Annotated in this window: 21 protein-coding genes; all 21 read left to right on the top strand. The window is 37.2% G+C overall.

Annotated elements, in window-relative coordinates; translation table 11 throughout:
• Window positions 1-32 precede the first annotated feature (32 nt).
• The gene (locus tag QUF93_RS20215; RefSeq protein ID WP_289375803.1) at window positions 33-4,334 is read left to right on the top strand and encodes a PolC-type DNA polymerase III; all 4,302 of its coding nucleotides are present in this window, start codon (window positions 33-35) and stop codon (window positions 4,332-4,334) included.
• Window positions 4,335-4,667: 333 nt separating this feature from the next.
• Window positions 4,668-5,138, top strand: a complete 471-nt coding sequence (gene rimP / locus QUF93_RS20210) for a ribosome maturation factor RimP (RefSeq protein ID WP_289360005.1) — start codon at window positions 4,668-4,670, stop codon at window positions 5,136-5,138.
• Window positions 5,139-5,155: 17 nt separating this feature from the next.
• Complete coding sequence (gene nusA, locus QUF93_RS20205) at window positions 5,156-6,262, top strand: transcription termination factor NusA (RefSeq protein ID WP_002121750.1); 1,107 nt, start codon at window positions 5,156-5,158, stop codon at window positions 6,260-6,262.
• A gap of 11 nt (window positions 6,263-6,273) precedes the next feature.
• Complete coding sequence (gene rnpM / locus QUF93_RS20200; RefSeq protein ID WP_289360004.1) at window positions 6,274-6,546, top strand: RNase P modulator RnpM; 273 nt, start codon at window positions 6,274-6,276, stop codon at window positions 6,544-6,546.
• Window positions 6,547-6,858: a YlxQ family RNA-binding protein gene (locus QUF93_RS20195; RefSeq protein ID WP_001286519.1), complete on the top strand. Its 312-nt coding sequence runs from the start codon at window positions 6,547-6,549 to the stop codon at window positions 6,856-6,858.
• Between the two features lie 4 nt (window positions 6,859-6,862).
• On the top strand, window positions 6,863-8,929 hold the full coding sequence (gene infB / locus QUF93_RS20190) for a translation initiation factor IF-2 (RefSeq protein WP_289375801.1): 2,067 nt from the start codon (window positions 6,863-6,865) through the stop codon (window positions 8,927-8,929).
• Entirely contained in the window at window positions 8,926-9,207 is a 282-nt protein-coding gene (locus QUF93_RS20185; RefSeq protein WP_002088157.1) for a DUF503 domain-containing protein, read from the top strand. The genes infB and QUF93_RS20185 overlap by 4 nt, the downstream gene beginning before the upstream one ends.
• Window positions 9,208-9,222: 15 nt before the next feature.
• On the top strand, window positions 9,223-9,579 hold the full coding sequence (gene rbfA, locus QUF93_RS20180; RefSeq protein WP_002173084.1) for a 30S ribosome-binding factor RbfA: 357 nt from the start codon (window positions 9,223-9,225) through the stop codon (window positions 9,577-9,579).
• A gap of 90 nt (window positions 9,580-9,669) precedes the next feature.
• Window positions 9,670-10,593, top strand: a complete 924-nt coding sequence (truB, locus tag QUF93_RS20175) for a tRNA pseudouridine(55) synthase TruB (protein WP_289360002.1) — start codon at window positions 9,670-9,672, stop codon at window positions 10,591-10,593.
• 43 nt (window positions 10,594-10,636) lie between these two features.
• On the top strand, window positions 10,637-11,608 hold the full coding sequence (gene ribF / locus QUF93_RS20170) for a bifunctional riboflavin kinase/FAD synthetase (protein ID WP_002121743.1): 972 nt from the start codon (window positions 10,637-10,639) through the stop codon (window positions 11,606-11,608).
• A gap of 100 nt (window positions 11,609-11,708) precedes the next feature.
• Entirely contained in the window at window positions 11,709-11,978 is a 270-nt protein-coding gene (gene rpsO / locus QUF93_RS20165) for a 30S ribosomal protein S15 (RefSeq protein ID WP_001229392.1), read from the top strand.
• 161 nt (window positions 11,979-12,139) lie between these two features.
• Window positions 12,140-14,293 (top strand): polyribonucleotide nucleotidyltransferase, encoded by a 2,154-nt coding sequence (pnp, locus tag QUF93_RS20160; RefSeq protein ID WP_002121741.1) that lies wholly within the window; start codon window positions 12,140-12,142, stop codon window positions 14,291-14,293.
• A 155-nt stretch (window positions 14,294-14,448) separates the two neighbouring features.
• Complete coding sequence (locus QUF93_RS20155) at window positions 14,449-15,348, top strand: polysaccharide deacetylase family protein (RefSeq protein ID WP_002121737.1); 900 nt, start codon at window positions 14,449-14,451, stop codon at window positions 15,346-15,348.
• 86 nt (window positions 15,349-15,434) lie between these two features.
• Window positions 15,435-16,676 carry a M16 family metallopeptidase gene (locus QUF93_RS20150; RefSeq protein WP_212935833.1) on the top strand — a complete coding sequence of 414 codons (1,242 nt, stop codon included), beginning with the start codon at window positions 15,435-15,437 and terminating at the stop codon, window positions 16,674-16,676.
• 135 nt (window positions 16,677-16,811) lie between these two features.
• A complete protein-coding gene (locus QUF93_RS20145; protein WP_289360001.1) occupies window positions 16,812-17,063 on the top strand; it encodes a YlmC/YmxH family sporulation protein in 252 nt (83 codons plus the stop codon).
• Window positions 17,064-17,327: 264 nt separating this feature from the next.
• The gene (gene dpaA, locus QUF93_RS20140; RefSeq protein WP_002111358.1) at window positions 17,328-18,230 is read left to right on the top strand and encodes a dipicolinic acid synthetase subunit A; all 903 of its coding nucleotides are present in this window, start codon (window positions 17,328-17,330) and stop codon (window positions 18,228-18,230) included.
• Window positions 18,227-18,826, top strand: a complete 600-nt coding sequence (gene dpaB / locus QUF93_RS20135; protein WP_002121730.1) for a dipicolinate synthase subunit B — start codon at window positions 18,227-18,229, stop codon at window positions 18,824-18,826. Before dpaA ends, dpaB begins: the two co-directional genes overlap by 4 nt.
• A gap of 150 nt (window positions 18,827-18,976) precedes the next feature.
• Window positions 18,977-20,023, top strand: coding sequence for an aspartate-semialdehyde dehydrogenase (asd, locus tag QUF93_RS20130; RefSeq protein WP_289360000.1), 1,047 nt, complete (start codon window positions 18,977-18,979; stop codon window positions 20,021-20,023).
• A gap of 23 nt (window positions 20,024-20,046) precedes the next feature.
• Entirely contained in the window at window positions 20,047-21,279 is a 1,233-nt protein-coding gene (dapG, locus tag QUF93_RS20125; RefSeq protein WP_002121727.1) for an aspartate kinase, read from the top strand.
• 11 nt (window positions 21,280-21,290) lie between these two features.
• Window positions 21,291-22,169, top strand: coding sequence for a 4-hydroxy-tetrahydrodipicolinate synthase (gene dapA, locus QUF93_RS20120; protein ID WP_002121725.1), 879 nt, complete (start codon window positions 21,291-21,293; stop codon window positions 22,167-22,169).
• Window positions 22,170-22,776: 607 nt separating this feature from the next.
• Window positions 22,777-24,447 carry a ribonuclease J gene (locus tag QUF93_RS20115; protein WP_289359998.1) on the top strand — a complete coding sequence of 557 codons (1,671 nt, stop codon included), beginning with the start codon at window positions 22,777-22,779 and terminating at the stop codon, window positions 24,445-24,447.
• The last annotated feature ends 79 nt before the right edge of the window (window positions 24,448-24,526 follow it).

Genomic DNA, 24,526 nt, shown 5'->3' with positions numbered 1-24,526 from the left:
AATTTATAATAGCAAATGGAAGGAGAGTGCTTATGTCATTAACAAATGAACAACAAGAGCGATTTCAAATTTTGCTCCAACAGTTGCAAATACCAGAAGACCTTATAAATCAATATTTACATGGCGGTGGAATTGAAAAGCTAGTTATTGATAAAGCGAATAAAAGTTGGCATTTTGACTTACAAGTGCCACGTATTTTGCCGACAGAATTATATGAATTGCTAGAAACAAAGCTTAAGCAATCATTTTCTCATATTGCAAGAACAACATTTGCATTAGAAACAGAGAATAAACAATTTACAGAAGAAGAAGTTAAAGCGTATTGGCCACTTTGTACAGAACGAATTACATTTTCACCTATGTTCGCGTACTTAAAGAAGCAACTTCCGCAGGTCAATGGCGTGAAGTTGCTAATAAATGTGAATAATGAGCTGGAATCTACTGCTTTAAAGAAAAATGTTGCGAAACCAGTAGGTGATCAATATGAAGCTTTTGGATTTCCGCGTTTTCAGTTAGATACGCATATAAAGCAAAATACAGAAGAAATGCAAAAGTTTCGTGAGCAAACTCAGCAAGAAGACCGCGAGCGTGTTATACAAGCTATGGAAGAAATGGCGAAGAAGCAAGCTGAAGAAAGCAGCGTTGTGCATGAAGGACCGATCACACTCGGGTATCTTATTAAGCCAGATGAAGAGATTACACCGATGCGAGAAATTCAAGATGAAGAAAGAAGAAAAACGGTTCAAGGATATGTCTTCCATGTGGAAACAAAAGAGCTTCGTAGTGGACGTACGTTATTAACTTTAAAAATAACGGATTATACAGATTCTATTATGATAAAAATGTTCTCACGTGACAAAGAAGATATTCCGATGCTGCAATCCTTGAAAAAAGGAATGTGGGTGAAAGCACGTGGTTCTGTTCAAAATGATACATTCGTTCGAGATTTAGTAATGATTGCAAATGATATAAATGAAATAACAGGACCGTCTCGTAAAGATAAAGCGCCAGAAGGCGAAAAACGTGTAGAGCTGCACCTTCACACACCGATGAGCCAAATGGATGCTGTTACTCCTGTTTCTAAGCTTGTTGCTCAAGCAGGGAAATGGGGGCATGAGGCAATTGCAGTTACAGATCACGCCGTTGCTCAGTCTTTCCCAGAAGCATATTCTGCGGGTAAGAAGGCTGGGGTTAAAGTTATATACGGTGTAGAGGCAAATTTAGTTAATGATGGTGTACCGATAGCATATAACGAAGCACATCGTCTACTTGCAGATGAAACGTATGTTGTTTTCGACGTTGAGACGACAGGTTTATCGGCTGTATATGATACAGTGATTGAGTTAGCGGCTGTAAAAATAAAAGGTGGCGAAATCATCGATCGCTTTGAATCTTTCGCAAATCCCCATCAACCATTATCTGCGACAATTATTGAATTGACAGGGATTACAGATGATATGTTAACTGATGCACCAGAAGTGGACGAAGTATTTAAAAAGTTTGAGGAATGGATGGGTGACCATACTCTTGTTGCTCATAACGCAAGCTTTGATATGGGATTCATTAACGTAGGCTTTAAAAAGGCAGGGCTAGAAAAAACGAAAAACCCAGTTATTGATACGTTAGAACTTGCACGGTTCTTATTCCCGGAAATGAAAAATCATCGATTAAATACGATGTGTAAAAAGCTCGATATTGAATTAACACAACATCACCGTGCGATTTATGATACAGAAGCGACGGGATATTTACTTGTGAAAATGTTAAAAGATGTGATTGAAAAGGGATTTGAATATCACGATCAATTAAACGATAGTATGGGACAAGGTGATGCATATAAACGTGGGCGTCCAAGTCATATGACTTTACTTGCCACATCAGACGTTGGATTGAAGAATTTATATAAACTTGTTTCATATTCTCATCTTAATTACTTTTACCGTGTACCACGTGTGCCAAGGTCCCTATTAAAAAAATATCGTGAAGGTATTATAGTTGGAACGGCTTGTGATAAAGGTGAAGTGTTTGAAGCGATGATGCAAAAAGCACCTGAAGAAGTAGAAGAAATTGCACAGTTTTATGATTATATTGAGGTTATGCCTCCAGAGGTGTTACGTCATTTAGTAGAACGTGAACTTGTTAGAGATGAGGGACAATTAAAAACAATTATTTCTAACTTAGTAAAGCTAGGTGAGACGTTAGAAAAACCAGTTGTTGCTACAGGGAACGTGCATTATTTAGACACAGAGGATGCAATGTATCGTAAAATTTTAGTAAGTTCGCAGGGTGGAGCAAATCCATTAAATCGTCATTCATTACCGCCTGTACATTTCCGTACAACAGATGAAATGTTAGAGTGTTTTTCATTCTTAGGTGAAGACACAGCGAAAGAAATTGTTGTAACGAATACACAAAAGATTGCATCGTTAATTGGTGATGTTCATCCAGTAAAAGATGATTTATACACACCGAAGATTGAAGGTGCCGACGATGAAACGCGTGATATGAGTTATAAAATGGCGCGTAGCATTTATGGTGAAGAACTACCAGAAATTGTAGAAGCTCGTTTGGAAAAAGAATTGAAAAGTATTATTGGACATGGATTCGCCGTTATTTATTTAATTTCGCATAAGCTTGTGAAAAAATCCCTAGTCGACGGCTATCTAGTAGGTTCGCGTGGATCGGTAGGGTCATCATTTGTTGCAACGATGATGGAAATTACAGAAGTAAACCCATTACCACCACATTATGTATGTCCAAAGTGTAAGCAATCAGAATTCTTTAATGACGGTTCGGTTGGTTCTGGTTTTGACTTGCCAGATAAAGAATGTCCAACATGTAATGTGTCATATGTAAAAGATGGACATGATATTCCGTTTGAAACATTCCTTGGATTTAAAGGAGATAAGGTGCCCGACATCGATTTGAACTTCTCCGGGGAATACCAACCACGTGCCCATAACTATACGAAAGTATTGTTTGGTGAAGATTATGTATATCGTGCTGGAACGATTGGTACGGTTGCAGAAAAAACTGCTTATGGGTATGTAAAAGGTTATGCAAATGATCATAATTTAACGATTCGAAATGCAGAGATTGATCGTTTAGTTTCAGGATGTACAGGAGTAAAGCGTACAACTGGACAGCATCCAGGGGGTATTATCGTTGTTCCTGATTACATGGACATCTTTGATTTTTCACCAATACAGTTTCCTGCGGATTCAATTGGGGCTGAGTGGAGAACAACGCACTTTGACTTCCACTCGATTCATGATAACTTATTGAAACTTGATATACTAGGACACGATGATCCGACCGTTATTCGTATGTTACAAGATTTAAGTGGTATTGATCCGAAAACAATCCCAACGGATGATCCAGAAGTAATGAAAATTTTCTCTGGCCCGGAATCATTAGGGGTAACGGAAGAACAAATTAATTGTAAAACAGGTACACTTGGTATACCAGAGTTTGGGACGAAATTCGTAAGACAGATGTTAGAAGAGACAAAGCCAACAACATTCTCAGAGCTAGTCCAAATCTCTGGATTATCGCATGGTACTGACGTATGGCTCGGTAATGCAAACGAGTTAATTTATAACGGTACATGTACGCTAAGTGAAGTTATCGGTTGTCGTGATGACATCATGGTATATTTAATTTATCAAGGTTTAGATCCATCATTAGCCTTCAAAATCATGGAGTCGGTGCGTAAAGGTAAAGGTGTACCCGAAGAATGGGAAGAGGACATGAAAAATAACAATGTACCAGGTTGGTATATTGATTCATGTAAAAAGATTAAGTACATGTTCCCTAAAGCCCATGCGGCTGCTTATGTACTTATGGCTGTTCGTATTGCATACTTTAAAGTACACTTTGCACTTTTATTCTACGCAGCATATTTTACAGTTCGTGCAGATGATTTTGATGTAGAGGCGATGGCAAAAGGTTCAGCATCTATACGTGTAAAAATTGATGAAATTGCACAAAAAGGATTGGATGCAGCGCCGAAAGAGAAGAGTTTATTAACGGTACTAGAAATGACACTTGAAATGTGTGAGCGTGGATACTCATTCCAAAAGGTTGATTTATACCGCTCGCATGCAACTGAGTTTATTATTGATGGGGATACTTTAATTCCTCCATTTAATGCAGTACCTGGTCTTGGTACAAATGCAGCCTTAAGTATTGTGGAAGCGCGCAAAAATGGAGATTTCTTATCAAAAGAAGATTTACAGCAGCGAAGTAAGGTTTCAAAAACAATTATTGAGTATTTAGATAGCCAAGGTTGTTTAGGAGACTTGCCGGATCAAAACCAATTATCACTGTTCTAATAGGTAGGAAAAGTCTTTGCAAATCAATATTTGCTATGGTATACTATAAACCGAGATAACCATGTCATGTATATTTTGTGAAAAAGAGAGTGGGGAAACCCACTCTTTCGTGTTACTATCTACATTTTATTCGTGTAGATAGTAAAGACATTTCTGTCGTATATACATATTTTGTTACAAGTTTTACTTCTTAAATTTGGTAATACTAAGACAGATATTCCCTGCTTAACGGCAGGGGCTTTTGTTAGCTAACGAGAAAGAATAAGATAGACCGTCTTTATGAACGGGATCTTTTCTTGTAAATGGCACATGGCGACAGGAAGGAGGCTGTTTATGGATAAGAAAGTCACAGAAGTTGTAGAAGCATTTGCGCAGCCAATCGTTGAAGAGTTAAATCTTGAACTTGTAGATGTAGAGTATGTGCAAGAAGGACAAGACTGGTTCTTACGCGTATTCATCGATTCTGAAAAGGGAGTCGACATTGAAGAATGCGGTGCGGTAAGTGAACGTTTAAGCGAAGCTTTAGATAAAGAGGATCCAATTCCTCATCTTTACTTTTTGGATGTATCATCTCCTGGAGCGGAACGCCCATTAAAGAAAGAGAAAGACTTCCAGCAAGCGGTAGGAAAACAAGTGGCAATTAAAACATATGAGCCGATTGATGGTGAGAAGATGTTTGAAGGAAAGCTACTTTCCTACGACGGTACTACAATTACACTACTATTAACAATTAAAACACGTAAAAAAGAAATCCAAATTCTAATGGATAAAGTTGCAAATGCGCGACTTGCTGTTACGTTTTAGTAAGAAGGGGGATCTTCATGAGCACTGAGTTGTTAGATGCTTTGCTCGTATTAGAGTCAGAAAAAGGTATTAGTAAAGATATTATTATTGATGCGATTGAAGCAGCATTAATCTCTGCTTATAAACGCAATTTTAACCAAGCACAAAACGTTCGTGTGAGCTTTAACCCAGAAGTGGGAACAATTCAAGTTTTAGCACGTAAGGACGTTGTGGATAATGTGTTTGATCCACGTCTTGAAATCTCTGTAGAAGAGGCAAGACAAATTAATCCAAACTACCAAGATGGCGACGTACTAGAAATTGAAGTAACGCCAAAAGATTTTGGTCGTATTGCAGCGCAAACTGCCAAACAAGTTGTAACACAACGAGTTCGTGAGGCGGAACGTGGTGTTATTTATTCAGAATTTAGTGATCGTGAAGAAGACATTATGGTTGGTATTGTACAGCGCCAAGATGCTCGTTTCATCTATGTAAGCTTAGGGAAAGTAGAAGCTTTATTACCTGTAAGTGAGCAAATGCCAAATGAGCAATATAAACCACATGATCGTATTCGCGTATTTATTACAAAAGTAGAAAAGACAACAAAAGGACCACAAATTTACGTATCACGTACACATCCTGGTCTTTTAAAACGTTTATTCGAAATGGAAGTTCCAGAAATTTATGATGGAACTGTAGAAATTCGCTCTGTAGCACGTGAAGCAGGCGACCGTTCTAAAATTTCTGTATATGCAGAGAATATCGATGTTGATCCAGTAGGTTCTTGTGTAGGACCGAAAGGACAACGTGTACAACGCGTTGTAGATGAACTAAAAGGTGAAAAGATTGACATCGTTCGCTGGTCGAATGACCCAGTTGAATATGTTGCAAATGCTTTAAGTCCATCACAGGTTGTTAAAGTACTTGTAGATGAAGATGAGAAAGCAACAACTGTTGTTGTTCCAGACCACCAGCTTTCATTAGCGATTGGTAAGCGTGGACAAAATGCGCGTCTTGCAGCTAAATTAACAGGCTGGAAAATTGATATTAAAAGTGAGTCTGATGCGAAACAACTTGGTATTGTGACAGAAGAAGATAGCGTAATCGCATTCGGATTCGATTCAGTTGAAGACGAAATCGAATAGAGGTGATGAGTATGAGCAATCGAAAAGTTCCGTTACGAAAATGTATTGCGACGCAAGAGATGAAATCAAAACGAGAGCTCGTTCGCATTGTTCGTTCCAAAGAGGGCGAAGTGTCTATTGATTTATCAGGAAAAAAATCAGGACGAGGTGCATATTTGTCAAAAGATAAAGAAAGCATTATTCAAGCCCAAAAGAAAAACATTTTGGAACATCATCTAAAAGCGAAAATCGACGGTTCTCTGTACGAAGAGCTTCTTGAGCTTGTTGAGAAGGAGTCGAAATAAGTGTCCGATTGGAAATCGTTTTTAGGACTAGCAAACCGCGCTCGAAAAATTATTTCGGGTGAAGAACTCGTTTTAAAAGAAGTACGAAGTGGCAAAGCAAAGCTAGTATTGCTTTCTGAAGATGCGTCAGCGAACACTACAAAACGTATCATTGATAAAACCACGTACTACAACATACCAATGAGAAAAGTCGAAAATCGACAACAATTAGGGCATGCGATTGGGAGAGACGAGCGAGTCGTTGTAGCTGTGTTAGATGAAGGCTTTGCGAAAAAGCTACGTAGCATGCTCGATACAAATTACCGGGGGTGAAGGTATGAGTAAAATTCGAGTACATGAATATGCAAAAAAAAATAATATCTCAAGTAAAGATCTTATGACAAAACTAAAAGAGATGAATATCGAGGTTTCGAATCATATGACAATGTTAGAAGATGAAGTAGTAAACAAATTAGATAATCAATATAGCACTGGAGCAGAAAAACCTTCTGTTGCAGATGAGTTTGAAGTAGAAGAGAAAGTTGTTCGCAGTAAAAAGAACAGCAATAAGAAGAAGAAAAAAGGCAAAGGAAATGAAGACAAACGTCAAGAAAACTTTGCTGGAAGACAACAAACGCAAATAGTAGAAACACCAGATAAAATTACTTTCTCTGGAAGCCTTACAGTAGGTGAACTTGCTAAAAAGTTAAGCAAAGAGCCATCTGAAATTATTAAAAAGCTCTTTATGCTAGGAATTATGGCGACAATTAACCAAGATTTAGATAAAGATACAATTGAGTTAATTGCTACTGATTATGGTATTGAAGTAGAAGAAGAAGTAGTTGTAAGTGAAACTGAATTTGAAACATTCATCGATGAGCAAGATGATGAAGAAAACTTAAAAGAACGTCCAGCTGTTGTTACAATTATGGGACACGTTGACCATGGTAAAACAACATTGCTTGACTCTATCCGTAATTCAAAAGTAACTGCTGGCGAAGCTGGTGGAATTACTCAGCATATCGGTGCATACCAAGTTGATGTAAATGATAAGAAAATTACATTCTTAGATACACCAGGTCACGCGGCATTTACAACAATGCGTGCTCGTGGTGCACAAGTAACAGATATTACAATTCTTGTTGTTGCAGCTGATGACGGTGTTATGCCACAAACAGTTGAAGCGATTAGCCATGCGAAAGCAGCTGGAGTACCAATTATTGTTGCTGTGAATAAAATGGATAAACCAGCGGCAAATCCTGATCGTGTAATGCAAGAATTAACAGAATATGAATTAGTTCCAGAAGCTTGGGGCGGAGACACGATTTTCGTACCAATTTCTGCAATTCAAGGCGAGGGAATTGACAACTTGCTAGAAATGATTCTTCTTGTGAGTGAAGTAGAAGAATATAAAGCAAATCCAAATCGCTATGCAACTGGTACTGTAATTGAAGCGCAGCTTGATAAAGGTAAAGGAACTATCGCGACATTACTTGTTCAAAACGGTACACTTCGAGTTGGAGATCCAATTGTTGTTGGAACATCATTCGGTCGTGTTCGTGCAATGGTAAGTGATATTGGTCGTCGTGTAAAAGTTGCTGGTCCATCAACTCCTGTTGAAATTACAGGTTTAAATGAAGTACCACAAGCGGGAGATCGTTTCATGGCATTCGCTGATGAGAAGAAAGCTCGTCAAATCGGTGAATCACGTGCACAAGAAGCGTTAGTTGCACAACGTGGTGAGAAATCTAAATTAAGCCTTGAAGATTTATTCCAACAAATCCAAGAGGGCGATGTAAAAGAAATTAACTTAATTGTGAAAGCAGACGTACAAGGTTCTGTAGAAGCAATGGCAGCATCACTTCGTAAAATTGATGTTGAAGGCGTAAAAGTGAAAATTATCCATACAGGCGTAGGTGCGATTACAGAATCTGATGTTATTTTAGCTTCTGCATCTAATGCAATTATAATTGGATTTAACGTACGCCCTGATGTGAATGCGAAGCGTACAGCTGAATTAGAGAACGTTGATGTTCGTTTACACCGTATTATCTATAAAGCAATCGAAGAAATCGAATCAGCAATGCAAGGTATGCTGGATCCAGAATTCGAAGAAAAAGTAATCGGTCAAGCGGAAGTTCGTCAAACGTTCAAAGTAACAAAAGTTGGAACGATCGCAGGTTGTTACGTAATAGACGGTAAAATTACACGTGATAGTGGCGTTCGTATTATCCGTGATGGCGTAGTAGTTTTCGAAGGGCAACTTGATACGTTAAAACGTTTCAAAGACGACGTAAAAGAAGTTGCACAAAACTATGAGTGTGGTATTACAATTGAGAGATATAATGATCTTAAAGAAGGGGACATCATTGAAGCATACGTTATGGAAGAAGTGAAGCGATGATTATCGCTTCACTCTCATTCGAGTGTATGATTTACGATGTGCATTCTTTAAAAGAGAAACGAGCAATTTTGCAACGTGTGTTAACTCGTGTGAAACAGCGCTATAATGTAGCTGTTTCTGAAGTTGGGCATCAAGATGTATGGCAACGTACAGAAATTGCAATTGTTTCCGTATCCTCAAATCGTGTTGTCTGTGAAAAAGAAATGAATCGTGTACTTGAGTATATCGATTCATTTCCTGAAATTGAACGTACGATAACACATTTGGAATGGTATTGAATGAGGTGAAGAGTTATGAAATTACGTGCGAACCGTGTGGGCGAGCAAATGAAAAAAGAATTAGGCGACATTATCAGTCGTAAAATTAAAGACCCACGTATTGGATTTGTTACAGTAACAGATGTACAAGTAAGTGGAGATTTACAAATTGCTAAAGTATATATTTCTGTTTTAGGTGACGAAGAACAGAAAGAAAATACATTAAAAGGTTTAGCGAAGGCAAAAGGCTTTATTCGTTCAGAAATTGGCCAACGTATTCGTCTTCGTAAAACACCGGAAATTTCCTTTGAGTTTGATGAGTCTATTGGATATGGTCATCGAATTGATACACTTTTACATGAAATTAATAAAGACGGTAAACGTGAAGAATAATGGATAGACATTTGTCTATCCATTTTTTCAATGTAAAATAAGTTTTGCATAATTACAATTACTACAAAAGAATAACGATGAGGTGAATATATGGAAGGTGTAGTATTATTACATAAGCCAAAGGGAATGACATCACATGATTGTGTGTTCAAATTAAGAAAGATATTGCGTGAGAAACGCATTGGTCATACAGGGACACTGGATCCAGATGTAACAGGAGTATTACCTATTTGCGTTGGGCGTGCAACAAAAATTGCGCAATTTTTGACAAGTGAAACAAAAACATACGAAGGTGAAGTGACATTAGGGTTTTCAACAACAACAGAAGATGCTTCTGGTGAAGTTGTGGAGAAACAAGATGTAAATCGTGTCATTACACGTAAAGAAGTAGAAGGGGTATTAGCGGAACTAACAGGGACAATTGAACAAATGCCACCGATGTTCTCAGCTGTAAAAGTTAACGGAAAAAAACTATACGAATATGCAAGGGCAGGACAAGAAGTTGAACGTCCGGTTCGTACAATTACAATTCATGAATTTGTATTACTTGATGAACGTGAAGTTTTTGAAGGGGAAAACATTTCATTTCGTTTCCGTGTAACGTGTAGTAAAGGAACATATGTAAGAACACTAGCAGTAATGATTGGTGAAAAACTTGGATTTCCATCACATATGTCTCACCTTGTAAGAACAGCGTCTGGTGAATTTTTACTAGAAGATTGCATATCATTTGAAGAAATTGAAGAAAAGGTGCAAAATGGAACAGTAGAGTCTATTTTCATCTCAATTGATGAGGCGTTAAGTAAGTTTCCAAAAATGGTTGTAGATGAAAAGCAAGCTGAAAAAATAAAGAACGGTATGTTCTTAAAGAATGAATTAGAAACAACAGCGCCATTTATTACAGTATTTGATAAAAATGATCGTTGCTTAGCGATTTATGAGCATCACCCAAAACACCCTGGCATGCTAAAGCCAATGAAAGTACTTGTGAATAATCAAGAACTAAAGCTATAATGAATTATTGGAAGGATTATTACAGAAAAAGGTGAATTCAAGCGTGAAACTTATTCATTTAACTCATCCACATGAACAAAATAAAATAGAATTACCACCTACTGTAATGGCATTAGGATATTTTGATGGCATTCATTTAGGACATCAACGTGTGATTCGAACAGCGAAAAAAATAGCGGATGAAAGAGGATGTAAAAGTGCTGTCATGACGTTTCATCCACACCCATCTGTTGTATTAGGAAAAAAAGAAGCGCATGTGGAGTATATTACACCGATGCGCCTTAAAGAAGAAATCATCGCAAGTTTAGGAATTGATATCTTATATGTGGTGAAATTCGATGAACCATTTGCTGGATTATTGCCACAACAGTTTGTCGATGAGTATATTATTGGTTTAAATGTAAAGCATGTAGTAGCAGGCTTTGATTATTCATATGGACGTTTAGGAAAAGGGAAGATGGAGACTTTACCATTTCATGCAAGAGGGGAGCTTACACAGACCGTGATCGAAAAAGTTGAATATCAAGAAGAAAAAGTAAGTTCTACTTCATTACGAAAGTTAATTCGAAACGGTGAAATGGAACAAATTCCATCTATTTTAGGGAGAGCTTACACGGTAGAAGGAACAGTTGTACACGGTGATAAGCGTGGACGTCAAATTGGTTTTCCGACTGCAAATGTAGGTTTAAGTGATGAATATTTGTTGCCACCTGTAGGTGTATATGCGGTAAGGTTGAAGGTTCATGATGAATGGCATGATGGTGTATGTAATATCGGGTATAAACCAACTTTCAAAGAGAATGAGCGTCAATTATCCATTGAAGTGCATCTATTTGAATTTAATAAAGACATATACGATCAAAGTGTTACAGTGGAGTGGCACATGCGTATAAGAGAAGAAAAAAAGTTTAATGGAATTGATGAGTTAGTTGCGCAAATCGCTCAAGATAAAAAGGTTGCCCAAGAATATTTTGCGAGCGTAAAGAATATACTTGCTTTTTCAAATGAAAAGTAGTATTCTATGTTATGTACTTTATGACAACCATTACTTGGCATTGCGACTCACCGATGCTTGCTAGGTAACTGGGGGTTTAATTATTAGGAGGTGAAATAGGATGGCTTTAACACAAGAGCGTAAAAATGAAATCATTGCACAATTTAGAACTCATGAGACTGATACTGGTTCTCCAGAGGTTCAAATTGCTGTCCTAACGGAGCAAATTAACACTCTAAACGAGCACTTACGTACTCACAAGAAGGATCATCATTCACGTCGTGGTCTATTAAAGATGGTTGGTAAACGTCGTAACTTACTTACTTACCTTCGTAATAGCGATATCACACGTTACCGTGAATTAATCACAAAGCTTGGCTTACGTCGATAGTCAAAGAAGCGGGAATATTCCCGCTTTTTTGTTAGGTAAAAATATATCTTCTACTCTTTATAGCTTACTTAATTTTCGGCAATACTAGAGGAAAGAATATTGTGATATACTATCCATTTACATAGAAGAATTGAATATTTTAAATTGAGAGGGGTACTTAAATGAGTCAGGAAAAGCAAGTCTTCTCGATAGATCTAGCTGGTCGTCAGCTAACAATTGAAACAAGTCAGCTTGCAAAACAAGCAAACGGAGCAGTATTAGTAAGATATGGCGACACAGCAGTTTTATCTACAGCAACTGCATCAAAAGAGCCAAAAAATGTAGATTTCTTCCCACTTACAGTAAACTATGAAGAGCGTTTATATGCAGTTGGAAAAATCCCAGGCGGTTTTATTAAGCGTGAAGGCCGTCCAAGTGAAAAAGCAATTTTAGCAAGTCGTTTAATTGACCGCCCAATCCGTCCACTTTTCGCAGATGGTTTCCGTAATGAAGTACAAGTTGTCAGCATCGTAATGAGTGTTGATCAAGACTGTTCTTCTGAGATGGCAGCTATGCTTGGTTCTTCATTAGCATTATCTATTTCAGATATTCCATTTGAAGGTCCAATCGCAGGTGCGACAGTTGGTCGTATTAATGGCGAGTTCGTTATTAATCCAACAGTAGAACAGCAAGAACAAAGTGATATTCACCTTGTTGTAGCTGGTACGAAAGATGCAATTAACATGGTTGAAGCAGGAGCAGATCAAGTGCCTGAAGAAACAATGTTAGAGGCAATTATGTTTGGTCATGACGAAATTAAACGTCTAATTGCATTCCAAGAAGAGATTGTACAAGCTGTCGGTAAAGAGAAAACAGCAGTGAAACTTTATGAAGTAGATGCTGATCTTAATCAAGCTGTACGTGAGATGGCTGAGAAGGATATGCATTCTGCAATTCAAGTGCACGAAAAACATGCACGTGAAGATGCAATTAATGAAGTGAAAAAGCGTGTAATTGAGCATTACGAAGCTCAGGAAGTTGACGCTGATACATTAGGACAAGTAAGTGAAATTTTATATAAAATTGTAAAAGAAGAAGTACGTCGTCTTATTACAGTTGAAAAAATCCGCCCAGATGGTCGTAAAGGTGACGAAATTCGTCCTTTAGCATCAGAGGTTGGTATTTTATCGCGTACACACGGTTCTGGTTTATTCACACGTGGACAAACACAAGCGTTAAGTATTTGTACATTAGGCGCATTAGGCGATGTGCAAATTTTAGATGGTCTTGGTGTAGAAGAATCAAAACGCTTCATGCATCATTATAATTTCCCATCATTTAGTGTTGGTGAAACAAGACCGATGCGTGGACCAGGTCGTCGTGAAATTGGTCATGGTGCACTAGGAGAACGTGCTCTTGAGCCTGTAATTCCATCTGAAAAGGATTTCCCATATACAGTACGTCTTGTATCTGAAGTGTTAGAATCAAATGGTTCTACTTCACAAGCAAGTATTTGTGGTAGTACTTTAGCGATGATGGATGCTGGTGTTCCACTTAAAGCTCCAGTTGCAGGTATTGCAATGGGTCTAGTTAAATCTGGTGAGCATTACACAATTTTATCTGATATTCAAGGTATGGAAGATCATTTAGGTGATATGGACTTTAAAGTAGCAGGTACTGCAAAAGGTGTAACTGCACTGCAAATGGACATTAAAATCGATGGTCTATCTCGTGAAATTTTAGAAGAGGCATTACAACAAGCGAAAATTGGTCGTGTGCACATTCTAAATCATATGTTATCTGTTATTGCAGAACCACGTACTGAGTTATCAGCTTACGCTCCAAAGATTATTACAATGGCAATTAACCCAGATAAAATCCGTGACGTTATTGGACCAAGCGGTAAACAAATTAATAAAATTATTGAAGAAACTGGTGTTAAAATTGACATCGAGCAAGATGGTACAGTATTCATTTCATCAATTAATCAAGAGATGAATGAAAAAGCGAAGAAAATTATTGAAGATATCGTTCGCGAAGTACAAGTAGGCGAAATCTACTTAGGAAAAGTTAAACGTGTTGAAAAATTCGGTGCGTTCGTCGAATTATTTAGCGGTAAAGATGGACTTGTTCACATTTCTGAACTTGCACTTGAGCGTGTAGGTAAAGTAGAAGACGTTGTGAAAATCGGTGATGAGATTTCAGTTAAAGTTATCGAGATTGACAAACAAGGTCGTGTAAACTTATCTAGAAAAGTATTGCTAAAAGAAGAGCAAGAAAAAGAAGCTGCTAAAGAAGAAGCAGCTAAAGAAGAAAACGCACAAGAGCAACAATAAGTGAAAGCCAGTTTAGCTGGCTTTTTTTGTTATGTAAAAAATGTGATTCATTTAGATTTTTATGTGAGTATTAGGTATAGTTTTCATCATAACGCTCAAATTAACAAAGATAAGAAGAAAATGGTTTCTTTTTTATAGTTAATGGGAGGGTTTATATGAAAGCTCGTATATTAGCATACATATTTATATTTTCTTTATATGTGGATTTTGGTTCTTATTCCGTTTTAGCGCAGGATAACTTGCATGAAGAGATTCAAAAGCATGCAAAACAATACGAGATTATGCCGCAAAATGCGATGATTGATAAGATTTGGAAGGCGACGCCTGGGTATAATGGAAAACAAGTGGATATAGAAGCGTCCTATAATAATATGAAGAAAATCAAGAAGTTTGATCAAAAACAACTTGAATTTAAGGAAGTATCACCGAGTGTTCACTTAGAAGATTTACCACCAGCTCCCATTTATCGAGGACATCCAAATAAAAAAATGGTGGGATTAACAATTAATGTGGCCTGGGGTAATGAGTATTTGCCACGTATACTAGAGATATTGAAAAAACATGATGTGAAGGCGACTTTCTTTTTAGAAGGACGCTGGGTGAAAGAAAACTTACGATTAGCCAAAATGATTGTCGATGCAAATCAAGAAGTAGGAAATCATTCTTACACACACCCTAATATGAAAACGCTGTCTACAGAGGAAATACGAGATCAATTACAAAAAACAAATCGGATGATAGAAGCAGCTACAAATCAGAAAGTGAGATGGTTTGCTCCGCCAAGCGGAAGCTTTCGGGATGAGGTAGTAAAAATAGCGGATGATTTCCAAATGGGGACGATTATGTGGACTGTAGATACAATTGATTGGAAGCGGCCAGAACCGGGTGTGCTATTGCAGAGAGTAATGCGAAAAATACATCCAGGTGCTATTGTACTAATGCATCCTACTTCATCTACAACAGAAGCGCTAGATATTATGATTAAAAATTTAAAGGAACAAGGATATAAAGTGGGGAATATTACAGAATTACTAGATGAAAAACGTGTGGATTAAATACATTTGCATGACATTCATCTCTAAACTTGTTATCATTAAATAATAGCAATTTTTTAGAGAAACTGGCATTAGGAGGAAAGTTTTTGATTAAAAAATATACTTGTAAAAATGGTGTAAGAATTGTTATGGAGAATATACCAACTGTACGCTCGGTTGCGATTGGTATATGGATCCATGCAGGTTCAAGAAATGAAAATGAAAAAAATAATGGGGTTTCACACTTTTTAGAGCATATGTTCTTTAAAGGGACAGAAACGCGAAGTGCAAGAGAGATTGCAGAATCATTTGATAGCATTGGTGGACAAGTAAATGCTTTTACTTCAAAAGAATATACATGTTACTATGCGAAAGTGCTAGATGAGCATGCTAAATACGCGTTAGATGTTTTAGCAGATATGTTCTTTAATTCAACATTTGATGAGGAAGAACTGAAAAAAGAGAAGAATGTTGTATGTGAAGAAATAAAAATGTACGAAGATGCGCCAGATGATATTGTGCATGATATGTTAACGAAAGCAACATATGAAACGCATCCGCTTGGATATCCTATTCTAGGAACAGAAGAAACGCTTGAAACATTTACAGGTGATACGTTACGTCAATATATAAAAGATCATTACACACCTGAAAATGTTGTTGTATCAATTGCAGGGAATATTGATGAAGCATTTTTACAAACTGTAGAGCAATATTTCGGTAGTTACGAAGGAACAACAAATCGTGAACAAGTACATAGCCCAATTTTCCATTTCAATAAAGTAGCACGTAAGAAGGAAACAGAACAAGCTCATTTATGTTTAGGATATAAAGGCTTGCAAATGGGACACGAAGATATTTATAACTTAATTGTATTAAATAATGTTTTAGGCGGTAGTATGAGTAGCCGTTTATTCCAAGAAGTACGTGAGCAACGTGGATTGGCGTACTCAGTATTCTCGTATCACTCTTCTTATGAAGATACAGGGATGTTAACGCTTTATGGTGGGACAGGTAGCAAACAATTAGATACACTGTATGAAACAATGCAAGAAACGTTAAATACGTTAAAAAATACAGGTATTACAGAAAAAGAGCTTGTTAACAGTAAAGAACAATTAAAAGGAAACTTAATGTTAAGTTTAGAAAGTACGAATAGTCGTATGAGCCGTAATGGTAAAAACGAATTGCTTCTTCGTAAACATCGTTCTCTTGATGAAATTATTGAAAGTGTAAACACTGTAACAAAGCAAAATGTAGACGAGTTAATTCGCAATATGTTTACTGATGAATTCTCTGCGGCACTTATTAGTCCAGATGGAAAACTGCCAAAAGGAATGAAACTTTAATCGATTTTGCAATTCATTCGCTTTCGGAAATAACCGTATCTCTTTTATATGAGATACGGTTATTTTTTTTATATATGCAGAATAGGTACTTATTATAGGATAACCTTCATGAAAAGTAGGATAGGGGGAGATTTAATGCGTTTAAGTGAATTAAGTGGCAAAGAGATTGTGGATTTAGAAAGAGCAGAAAAAATGGGGGTTTTAGGTCATGCAGATTTAGAAATTGATGAGAGAGATGGACAAATACAAGCGCTTATTATACCTGCTGGGAAATGGGGAGGTTTTAAAAGAGAACAGCAAGAAGTGAGAGTGGAATGGAGCAAAATTAAGAAGGTGGGAAATGATATGATACTTTGCGATCTTACGAATCCTTCAAGATCGGAGTGAAAGATGACCATTTTGGTTGTCTTTTTTTATCTTTATATACAGTGAAGGCTTTTACGAGCAACCTGACTGCCTCTAACTTCTTTGTTTCAGCCGAATTTTGAGGTGGGAGTCTTACTCCTCGCAAATAGTGGGATAAAGAAGATAAATCACGTGTGCTTTTTGTTTTTCAATCACCTCAAACTCGTACATTACATATGATGTGGAGGAAAAAGAAAAAGTAGGCATTTTTCTTATAAATGAAAGAAAAAGAAGGTGAATTAGGGAATGTTGACTGAGATGCATATTGCTGTCATAGGAGGAGATGCACGGCAGCTAGAAGTAATTCGCAAGCTAGTCGAACTGGACGCGAAACTTTCATTAATAGGGTTTGAACAGTTAGACCATGGCTTCACAGGGGCAGCAAAAGAAAGTATACAAGATTTAAATTTCACTTCTTTAGATGCAATTATTTTGCCGGTTGCAGGGACGAATGCCAAAGGAGAAGTAGATACTATTTTTTCAAATGAAAAAGTTTCCATAACGAAAGAACAAATTGAAAAGACGCCAGAAAACTTTACTATATATTCAGGCATTGGTACACCTTACTTGGAAAATCTCGTATCTACTACAAATCGCAAACTTGTTAAATTATTTGACCGTGATGATGTTGCAATCTATAACTCTATTCCGACTGTAGAAGGTACACTAATGATGGTTATTCAACATACTGATTACACAATTCATGGATCGAATGTAATGGTTTTAGGATTTGGTAGAACTGGTATGAGTGTTGCAAGAGCCTTTCAATCATTAGGAGCACATGTCAAAGTTGGAGCGAGACGTTCGGAACATATTGCTCGTATTACAGAAATGATGTTTTCTCCTTTTCATATGCAAGACATAGAGAAAGAAGTAGGCAATATCGATATTGTTATTAACACAATTCCACATCTCGTTGTAACAGCAAGTGTAATTTCGCGGATGCCAGCTCACACGTTAGTTATTGATTTAGCTTCTAAGCCAGGTGGCACGGACTTTCGCTATGCGGAGAAGCGTGGAGTGAAGGCACTATTAGCACCTGGTCTTCCTGGGATTGTTGCACCGAAAACAGCAGGACAAATATTAGCGAATGTTCTTTCTCAGTTATTAATAGCAGATGCAATCGCAAAGGAGGAGGATGAGAAATGAGTTTGAAGGGGAAACGAATTGGTTTCGGATTTACAGGCTCACATTGTACGTATGAAGAAGTTATGCCACATTTAGAGAAGTTAATTGCAGAAGGTGCAGAAGTACGTCCCGTTGTTTCTTATACTGTCCAATCAACAAATACTAGATTTGGCGAAGGGGAAGAATGGATTAAAAAAATCGAAGAAATAACAGGGTTTAAAGCAATTAATTCAATTGTCGGAGCAGAACCACTCGGACCAAAAATCCCGCTAGATTGTATGGTGATTGCTCCTTTAACTGGAAATTCGATGAGTAAATTTGCGAATGCGATGACAGATTCTCCAGTATTAATGGCAGCAAAAGCGACGCTTAGAAATGGAAAGCCTGTTGTGTTAGCTGTTTCGACGAATGATGCTTTAGGATTAAATGGCGTAAACCTAATGCGCCTAATGGCTACAAAAAACATATACTTCGTCCCATTTGGCCAAGACGCACCAGAGAAAAAACCGAACTCAATGGTAGCTCGTATGGAGCTACTTGAAGATACAGTATTAGAAGCATTGCAAGGAAAACAATTACAACCTGTTGTTGTAGAAAAATTCAGATATATGAATTAAAAAACGAAAAAAAACGGACAATTTTTGATGAAACCATCATTCTTACTGTAGAATATGATAAAATTAACGTTACTAAGATTAGAAGGGGCATTGTAAGCTCCTTCTAATTCTAAGTTATAGAAGGATTGGTATCTAGAAAGGGGCATAGTGATGGAAAAGCAAAAAACTTTTCATGTCGCTGTAGTTGGAGCAACCGGCGCAGTTGGTGAACAAATGTTAAATACTTTAGAGAAACGAGAATTTCCAATTGGGAAGTTAACGTTACTTTCATCTAAACGATCTGCAGGTAAGAAACTTGTATTTAAAGGCGAAGAATTTACAGTTCAAGAGGCAACTCCTGAAATTTTTGAAGGAGTAGATATTGCACTATTTAGTGCTGGTGGATCTGTATCGAAACAATTAGCGCCAGAAGCAGCAAAGCGCGGTGCAATTGTTGTTGATAATACAAGTGCATTCCGTATGACAGAAAACGTGCCACTTGTTGTACCTGAAGTAAATGAAAATGATTTAAAAGAACATAATGGTATTATTGCGAATCCAAACTGTTCTACAATTCAAATGGTAGTAGCTCTTGAGCCAGTTCGCCAGCAATATGGTTTAAAACGAGTAATCGTTTCCACATATCAAGCTGTATCAGGTGCTGGTGCGGCAGCTATTGAAGAACTTCATGAACAATCACAAGCAATCTTAAATGGTGAAGAAGTAAAGGCGAATGTTTTACCTGTATCAGGTGACGAAAAGCATTTCCAAATCGCTTTTAATGCTATTCCACAGATTGATAAATTCCAAGATAATGGATTTACATTTGAAGAAATGAAAATGATTAATGAAACGAAAAAAATTATGCATATGCCTGAATTAGAAGTAGCTGCGACATGTGTACGTTTACCAGTTGTATCGGGTCATTCTGAGTCTGTGTACATTGAAGTAGATAAAGAAGGCATAACAGTAGAAGAAATGAAAAACTTACTTGCAAATGCAGAAGGTATTGTACTGCAAGATAATCCAGCAGAGCAGTTATATCCAATGCCAGCTACTGCAGTAGGTAAAAACGAAGTATTCGTTGGAAGAATCCGTAAAGATTTAAATAATGATAAAGGATTCCATCTTTGGGTCGTATCTGATAACTTATTAAAAGGCGCTGCATGGAATTCTGTTCAAATTGCAGAGCGCTTAGTAAAATTACAATTAGTGTAAACGGCTAAGAGAAGGTGCAAAATATGAAAATTATTGTTCAAAAATTTGGTGGTACATCAGTACGTGATGACAATGGGCGTAAGCATGCGCTTCACCATATAAAAAAATCGTTAGCTGCTGGTTATAAAGTAGTTACTGTCGTATCAGCAATGGGCCGTAAAGGTGAACCGTATGCAACTGATACGTTATTAAGTCTTGTAAATCAAGAGGAATCTAATATTTCTAAACGGGAGCAAGATTTATTGTTATCATGCGGAGAATTAATCTCAGCGATTGTTTTCTCTAACATGTTGAATGAGAATGGTATAAAAGCAGCAGCATTAAATGGTGCACAAGCTGGTTTTGTAACGAATGGTGATTTTACGAATGCTAAGATTATTGAAATGAATTGCGATCGTATACATGAAGAGTTAGAAAATGTAGATGTTATCGTCGTTACTGGATTCCAAGGCCAAACGAAAAATGGAGATACGACAACACTTGGCCGCGGAGGTAGTGATACTTCAGCTTCAGCATTAGGTGTTGCGCTTCAAGCTGAATATATCGATATCTTCACAGATGTTGAAGGTGTTATGACTGCGGATCCTCGTATCGTAAAAGATGCGCGTCATCTTCAAACTGTAACATATAACGAGATTTGTAACATGGCTTATCAAGGTGCGAAAGTTGTTCATCCGCGTGCGGTTGAAATTGCGATGCATGCAAAAGTACCACTTCGTGTACGTTCTACGTATTCTGATAGTGAAGGTACGCTTATTGCGGCATATGATGGTGCCACAAAAGGGCAGGATGTAGAAGAACGTCCTGTTACAGGGATTGCCCATGTGTCAAACGTAACGCAAATTAAAGTGCTTGCAAAAGAAACTGCATATGATTTACAACAACATGTGTTTAAAGAAATGGCTAATGAAGGGATTAGTGTGGACTTAATTAACATTTCTCCTACTGGTGTAGCTTACACAGTAAATGATAGCGTATCAGCGCGTGCAGTTGAAGTCTTAAAGCAACTTGGATATGATCCAGCTGTGACAGAGCATTGTGCGAAGGTTTCTATCGTTGGCGCTGGAATGGCAGGTATTCCAGGGGTTACAGCGAAAATTGTCACAGCTTTAGCGGAAAAAGGTATTCAAATTCTGCAATCAGCAGATAGTCATACGACAATTTGGGTTCTTGTAAAAGAAGCCGATTTAGTGGAGGCTGTGAATGCATTACATAGTGCATTTGAGCTTTCAAAAGAAAAGCAACTGGAACAATAAGGAGTGAGATCATGATAGATTTTGGGACAATTGCAACCGCGATGGTAACACCGTTTGATAAAAACGGTAATATCGATTTTGCAAAGACAACGAAATTGGTAAATTATTTAATTGATAACGGTACAACAGCAATCGTGGTAGGAGGAACGACTGGAGAATCTCCTACATTAACATCAGAAGAAAAAGTAGCGTTATATCGCCATGTCGTATCTGTTGTCGATAAAAGGGTGCCCGTAATCGCTGGAACAGGTAGTAATAATACGCATGCTTCTGTTGATTTAACAAAAAAGGCAACTGAAGTTGGTGTTGATGCAGTTATGCTAGTGGCACCGTATTATAACAAACCGAGTCAAGAAGGGATGTATCAGCACTTTAAAACAATCGCTGAAAGCACTCCGCTTCCGGTAATGCTATATAATGTTCCAGGGCGATCTATTGTACAAATCTCCGTTGATACAGTTGTTCGTTTATCAGAAATAGAAAACATTGTTGCGATTAAAGATGCAGGCGGCGATGTGTTAACAATGACAGAAATCATTGAAAAAACAGCGGACGACTTTGCAGTATACAGCGGTGATGATGGTTTAACATTACCAGCTATGGCAATTGGAGCAAAAGGTATTATTTCTGTAGCATCTCATGTTATCGGGAATGAAATGCAAGAAATGATTGCTGCATTCCAAGCTGGAGAGTTCAAAAAAGCGCAGAAATTACATCAATTACTAGTAAAAGTAACGGATGCACTATTTATGGCGCCAAGCCCAACACCAGTAAAAACAGCATTACAAATGGTTGGATTAGATGTAGGTTCTGTACGTTTACCACTTCTTCCATTAACGGAAGAAGAAAGAGTAACGTTACAATCTGTAATGCAATCTATTCCTCGTTAATAAAAATGACCTAGTGTGAAACTAGGTCATTTTTATTTTGACTAACTATATGTAAGTGGTGAAAATTAGCTATAGTTAATAGGCTCTAATAAGAAGGGGATGGCAGAGTATGGGATTAGTTAGAAACTGATTACAGAGATAAGATTTTTTAGTGAATATCGTTTCATGTTTATGTAAAGAACTTACATGCATATTTTTCCATTAAACTCTTATTACGTAGGGAAAATAGTGAGTATGATATGAAGATACCCCCCGAAAATTACAGCCTCACTTTAGCGTCTTCTCTTGTCTTTCGCATAATTTAACTTGTGTTCTATTTCTTGTATCAGTTATAATATGGCTAAGTAGCTTAGTACGGGTATGCTTAGCAAAATTGGAAAAAATTATAATTCAATGAAATTTTCATATCATATCGAATAAGATATTTGATTTATATAATGAAAGAGAGGTGAAACCTGGTTTAAAAAATTAACAAGGACATGATATCGCATAACGGTAAGGACATTCGTCTTGGACGGTGAATATATGGTGGTTGCAGAGTTTCCCCTGGTGTCTCTGCAATTTTAGTGAAATCAGTGTTTGCAAGATTTTTAAACCAGGCAACAACATGAAGAGAAAAGAGAATGAGTCTGTTAAAGTATTTGCTCTTGGCGGAGTAGGTGAAATCGGAAAAAACATGTACTGTGTTGAAATTGATTCTGAAATCTTTATTGTAGATGCAGGATTGATGTTCCCGGGAGATGAAATGTTTGGGATTGATATTGTTATTCCTGACATTACATATTTAGTAGAAAATCAAGAGCGAGTAAAAGGACTATTTATTACCCATGGTCATGAAGATCATATTGGTGGAATTGTTTATGTGCTTCGTAAATTATCTATTCCAGTATATGCGACGAAATTAACGGTAGGACTTATACAAGAAAAGCTTGGCGAAGCAGGAATGTTAGGCCGTGTAGACTTAAAAACAATTGACTCGAATTCAACAGTAGAGTTTAATTCAACAACTGTATCATTCTTCGGAACGACACATAGTATTCCGGATTCTGTGGGTGTTTGTTTCCATACATCAAAAGGTGCTGTAGTATATACCGGAGACTTTAAATTTGATCAAACTCCAATCGGAAATAGTGGAGCTGATCTTGGAAAAATGGCGCAAATTGGAAATGAAGGCGTACTTTGCTTGTTATCTGATAGTACAAACGCTGAACGTCCTGGTTATACAGGTTCGGAAAAAGAAGTTGGTATAGAAATTTCTAAAATATTCTATAGTTCAGAAGGACGTATTATTGTTGCTTCATTTGCCTCCAATGTACATCGTATTCAACAAGTGTTTGATGCAGCTGCTGAAACTGGAAGGAAGGTAGCGGTAGTAGGACGTAGCATGGTGAAAGTGGTAGATATTGCAAGACGTCTTGGTTATTTAGATGTTCCAGAAGGTATGGTTATTTCATTACAAGAAATAGACAATTTCCCGGAAAAAAAGGTAGCTATTTTAACGACTGGTAGTCAAGGGGAACCGATGGCAGCCCTTTCTAGAATGGCGAAGCAAGCTCATAAACAAATTTCAATTCGTAAAGGTGATACTGTTATTATTGCAGCTTCTCCAATTCCAGGAAATGAAATATCTGTATCAAAAATTATTGACTTGTTATTTAGATCTGGGGCTGAGGTTGTTTATTACGGTGAAAGAAAAGTTCACGTTTCAGGTCACGGTAGCCAAGAAGAATTAAAGCTGATGATAAATTTAATGAAGCCGAAGTATTTTGTACCCGTACATGGTGAGTTCCGTATGCAAAAAGCACATGCATATTTAGCGGAAGATGTAGGTATTACGAGAGAGAATATCTTTATCGTAGAAAAAGGTGATGTAATTGCTTTTGGTGACGATGAAGCAAAATTAGCTGGTAAAGTGCAAGCTGGCAATGTTTTAATTGATGGATTAGGTGTAGGTGACGTCGGTAACATCGTTCTTCGAGATAGAAAGATGTTATCTCAAGATGGAATTTTAGTTGTTGTTGTAACACTAGGTAAGGATGAAAAGAAAATAATCTCTGGTCCAGAAATTATTTCACGCGGCTTTGTATATGTTCGTGAATCAGAAGCATTAATCGAACGATCCACAGATATTGTACGTATGATTGTTGAACAATCAATTAAAGAGTATACAATTGAATGGTCTATGTTGAAACAAAATATTCGTGAATTATTAGGGCAGTTCTTGTACGAAGAAACGAAGAGAAAGCCAATGATTTTACCGATTATTATGGAAGTATAAAGAAGGTCACCTTTACAGGTGATCTTTTTCTTTTTTAACCCTATCGAATGAAATTTATAACTTAAGAAATAATAGTTAT

Source organism: Bacillus hominis (assembly GCF_030348325.1).
GTDB lineage: Bacteria > Bacillota > Bacilli > Bacillales > Bacillaceae_G > Bacillus_A > Bacillus_A hominis.
Note: the sequence above shows the minus strand (reverse complement) of the source record. Positions and strands in the feature narration are given on the sequence as shown.

Excerpts from the sequence above, each read along its gene's own strand:
- QUF93_RS20215 (WP_289375803.1), top strand. The coding sequence starts at position 33 with ATGTCATTAACAAATGAACAACAAGAGCGATTTCAAATTTTGCTCCAA.
- rimP (WP_289360005.1), top strand. The coding sequence starts at position 4,668 with ATGGATAAGAAAGTCACAGAAGTTGTAGAAGCATTTGCGCAGCCAATC.
- nusA (WP_002121750.1), top strand. The coding sequence starts at position 5,156 with ATGAGCACTGAGTTGTTAGATGCTTTGCTCGTATTAGAGTCAGAAAAA.
- rnpM (WP_289360004.1), top strand. The coding sequence starts at position 6,274 with ATGAGCAATCGAAAAGTTCCGTTACGAAAATGTATTGCGACGCAAGAG.
- infB (WP_289375801.1), top strand. The coding sequence starts at position 6,863 with ATGAGTAAAATTCGAGTACATGAATATGCAAAAAAAAATAATATCTCA.
- QUF93_RS20185 (WP_002088157.1), top strand. The coding sequence starts at position 8,926 with ATGATTATCGCTTCACTCTCATTCGAGTGTATGATTTACGATGTGCAT.
- rbfA (WP_002173084.1), top strand. The coding sequence starts at position 9,223 with ATGAAATTACGTGCGAACCGTGTGGGCGAGCAAATGAAAAAAGAATTA.
- truB (WP_289360002.1), top strand. The coding sequence starts at position 9,670 with ATGGAAGGTGTAGTATTATTACATAAGCCAAAGGGAATGACATCACAT.
- rpsO (WP_001229392.1), top strand. The coding sequence starts at position 11,709 with ATGGCTTTAACACAAGAGCGTAAAAATGAAATCATTGCACAATTTAGA.
- pnp (WP_002121741.1), top strand. The coding sequence starts at position 12,140 with ATGAGTCAGGAAAAGCAAGTCTTCTCGATAGATCTAGCTGGTCGTCAG.
- QUF93_RS20155 (WP_002121737.1), top strand. The coding sequence starts at position 14,449 with ATGAAAGCTCGTATATTAGCATACATATTTATATTTTCTTTATATGTG.
- QUF93_RS20145 (WP_289360001.1), top strand. The coding sequence starts at position 16,812 with ATGCGTTTAAGTGAATTAAGTGGCAAAGAGATTGTGGATTTAGAAAGA.
- dpaA (WP_002111358.1), top strand. The coding sequence starts at position 17,328 with ATGTTGACTGAGATGCATATTGCTGTCATAGGAGGAGATGCACGGCAG.
- dpaB (WP_002121730.1), top strand. The coding sequence starts at position 18,227 with ATGAGTTTGAAGGGGAAACGAATTGGTTTCGGATTTACAGGCTCACAT.
- asd (WP_289360000.1), top strand. The coding sequence starts at position 18,977 with ATGGAAAAGCAAAAAACTTTTCATGTCGCTGTAGTTGGAGCAACCGGC.
- dapG (WP_002121727.1), top strand. The coding sequence starts at position 20,047 with ATGAAAATTATTGTTCAAAAATTTGGTGGTACATCAGTACGTGATGAC.
- dapA (WP_002121725.1), top strand. The coding sequence starts at position 21,291 with ATGATAGATTTTGGGACAATTGCAACCGCGATGGTAACACCGTTTGAT.
- QUF93_RS20115 (WP_289359998.1), top strand. The coding sequence starts at position 22,777 with ATGAAGAGAAAAGAGAATGAGTCTGTTAAAGTATTTGCTCTTGGCGGA.